2 protein-coding genes are annotated in these 1,930 nt (G+C 41.7%); both read right to left on the bottom strand.

Annotated features, from left to right (window positions below; all coding sequences use genetic code 11):
* Positions 1–139: 139 nt before the first annotated feature.
* Positions 140–1,264, bottom strand: coding sequence for a hypothetical protein (locus tag BLR76_RS11455; protein ID WP_091269042.1), 1,125 nt, complete (start codon positions 1,262–1,264; stop codon positions 140–142).
* Positions 1,261–1,866: a ribosome biogenesis GTP-binding protein YihA/YsxC gene (yihA, locus tag BLR76_RS11450; RefSeq protein WP_091269044.1), complete on the bottom strand. Its 606-nt coding sequence runs from the start codon at positions 1,864–1,866 to the stop codon at positions 1,261–1,263. The genes BLR76_RS11455 and yihA overlap by 4 nt, the downstream gene beginning before the upstream one ends.
* Between the last annotated feature and the right edge of the window lie 64 nt (positions 1,867–1,930).

The raw sequence follows: 1,930 nt of genomic DNA, 5'->3' as shown, positions 1-1,930 counted from the left end.
CCTCACGGCGGACACCCTTGACTTTCGCTAACAGTTCCTACTGCCAAGTCTGTAGTGGACTTTCACCACCAAGTTGTCGCCCATGCCGGGCGCACCGAAAAAAAAGAGTCAGAATCCTGACTCTTTTACACGACCTGATTTATTTTTCTGCTGACGCCATTTCTTTAATCGGCTGCAGCTTTTTTAAGGCAGGAAACTGCTCGCATTCCTGTATCTCATTGTATCTGTTCATATACTGACCTGTAGCAACTGATATCAGCTCCTCAAAGGCTGTCTGTGCAGATTCCATCGTTTCAGTATCGTACTGCTTCTTAGCTTCGTCTTCGATGTGCTTATAAGTAAGCGACGCGTATCTGGAAAAGACAGTCTCGTCCTGAGCAGTACTAAAGTCGAATATCAGCTGGTTCTTTGCAGTAGGACGCATTTCGAACATATCCTGCAGCAGTTCTTCAGAAATGCAGTTATGATTTTCGCACGTGCCGATGAGTAGAGCATCTGCTTTTGCGAGTCTGTAGAGAAACTGACTGGAATCAACAAGATGAATCAGTTTGATACGGTTCTGCTGATTAGTAATAGCCAACCATCTTTTCAGTTCTTCTACAGACCGTTCAGTCTGTTCATTGCGGTAAAGAACCGTTAGAGAACCGAAGTCTGAACCAGAAAAATGTTTGATTATCTGATTTGTAAGGTCTTCATTGCCTATTACACAATAGTGATGATCTCCAGAAGGTTCAAGCATAGAGCGGATCGAACGCACGGCTCGGGGAACGTTCCCTTGAAGCAATGGTCTGATCGATTCCTTTTCACATAAATCAAGAGAAAAGTCGACAGCGTTCTTAAACAGCATCTGCAGGACAGGTCCGGCAGTCTTCTCTTCAACTGCATCCATGAGCGCCTGATCGATGATATCTACCGGTTCATAGGAATGCTGTTCAGCCGTCTCAACATTGCTGGATAAATTCAGGAGATGCCTGACCACATCTTCATTGAACTTGCTGTAGGTTTCGAGAATCACTTCTTCAAGCATTTTATCTGTATACTGTGACAGATAGCGTAGAAGATCGCCGTGTTTGAAATCTTTCTCATCTACATACAGATAGTATTCATTCCTGTTTTCAGTAACAAGCAGTACAACTTCACTTACTCCATCGAATGCATGTATATCGTGTAGATGTTCTCTTCTGGATGCACGGGTCAGACTGTACTTGTGAATATCGTCAGAAGAGACGGTATCTCTATTTACCCCATACATTAAAAGTTTCATTCTCTCTCATCCCCTACATACGTCAAAATCTCATCCCATATTTCCTTCCGACCTTCTCTAGTCATAGAGGAGAATGTGAACAGCTTGTCGCCGGGTTCTATTTCAAGTGTTTTTCTGATGATACTTGAATGCTTGTTGTATTTTGATTTTTTTATCTTATCCGCCTTAGTAGCGACAATAAGTACGGGAATATCATAGTATTTATATAAATCATACATCTGAATATCCAGATCAGTCGGTTCGTGTCTGAAGTCGACTAATAGGATTCCGAGTGCCAGTTCTTCTCTGGTAGCAAAATAATCAGTCATCATTCTGCCCCATTTGTTCTGTTCTGCATTAGATACTTTAGCGTATCCATATCCTGGTACATCAACGAAAAACAGTTCATTTTCTATATTAAAAAAGTTAAGTGTGCGGGTCTTCCCGGGTTTACCCGATGTTCTAGCTAGTTTTTTTCGGTTGACCATCGTATTGATGAAGGTCGATTTCCCCACGTTGGAGCGCCCCGCAAGGACTATTTCAGTTAAACCATCATCTGGATATTGAGAAGGAGATACGGCACTTATGGTGATGTCAGCATGTTGGATCTTATCACTATTCATTTTTTCTCCTCCAGTTACATAATAGTAATTACCAATTTTTTTGTTTTTTCGTGTTGTTTTAATG

The sequence above is a fragment of the Alkalibacterium thalassium genome (assembly GCF_900101165.1).
GTDB lineage: Bacteria > Bacillota > Bacilli > Lactobacillales > Carnobacteriaceae_A > Alkalibacterium > Alkalibacterium indicireducens.
Note: the sequence above shows the minus strand (reverse complement) of the source record. Positions and strands in the feature narration are given on the sequence as shown.